This window comes from Holdemanella porci (genome assembly GCF_009696075.1).
Taxonomy (GTDB): domain Bacteria; phylum Bacillota_I; class Bacilli_A; order Erysipelotrichales; family Erysipelotrichaceae; genus Holdemanella; species Holdemanella porci.
The window spans coordinates 1-1214 of record NZ_VUMR01000127.1 but is presented as its reverse complement, the minus strand read 5'-3'; the positions used below and the strand labels follow the sequence as shown (position 1 = coordinate 1214).

Below are 1214 nucleotides of genomic sequence, written 5' to 3'. Positions count from 1 at the left end.
TTGGACTTCGTCAGTTCGGAATCAGTAAGGAAAACAAGACATCTCCTATTGTTGAAATGGGGCTTATCATGGACAGCCGTGGAATCCCTATTTCTATGTGTATTCATCCAGGAAACACAAATGAACAGCTTACTGCCGTTCCACTTGAAAAAGAAGTTATAAAAATGACCGGAAACAAAAAGTTCATATATTGTGCGGATGCAGGACTTGGATCCTACAATATCCGTAAATTCAATGATATGGGTGGTAGAGCTTATATCGTTACACAGTCAGTAAAAAAACTTGGACAAGAGATCAAAGATATCGTATTCAACGATTCAAACTACCGTCTATTGTCAAATGACGATGCGATCACATTGAAAGAAATGCGAACATTTAATAAAAAAGACGCAAACAATCTAAGTCTATACAATGATTTTGCCTATAAAGTGATTCCCGCAAACACGGCCATGGATACAGGACTTTATGAAGAAAAAGTATACAAGAACGGTCGAACAAAAAAAGTAAAAGCCAAAGGAACATTACATCAATATATCATTGTCACTTTCTCTAGAAAGATGATGGAATACCAAAGGACTATCCGCGAAAGACAGCTTGAACGTGCTAAAAAGTTATTAAGACTTAAAGATCCTGAAAAGATAAAAAAAGGACCCAACGATATACGTCGATTCCTTAAGAACACATCATCTGATACAGCTAATTATGTATTGGATATGGATAAAATCCATGAAGAAGAAAAATACGATGGATTCTATGCCGTCGCAACAAATCTTGACGATTCAGCCAAAGACATCCTAGCAGTAGCTCAAAATAGATACAAAATCGAAGACTGTTTTAGAATCATGAAGACTAATTTCGATGCAAGACCCGTATTCTTGAGAAAGCCAGAAAGAATACGTGCACATTTCTTGATCTGCTACACTGCACTACTTATATACAGGCTTATGGAGTGCAAGTTGGATGACAACTTAACTCATGTAACAACATCAAACCTAATAAAAACATTACGAAATATGAATGTCGTAAATATGGATGACATGTACTACAAATCCATCTATAGTGGAAGTCAGGCATTAGATGCATTAGAAAGATGTTTCGAGCTACAACTAAACAGAAAGTACTATAGACCAAGTGATTTAAACAAAATAGTAAAAAAATTTTCAAAATAGAAATCACATACAACATTTCAAAAAAACGAAAGTGCTAGATTAAAC

Annotated in this window: 1 protein-coding gene; it reads left to right on the top strand. The window is 35.1% G+C overall.

The features are described 5' to 3' along the window. A partial coding sequence (locus tag FYJ55_RS10705; RefSeq protein ID WP_154556806.1) for an IS1634 family transposase occupies nt 1–1169 on the top strand: 1169 nt, incomplete at its 5' end. Nucleotides 1170–1214: the final 45 nt, after the last annotated feature.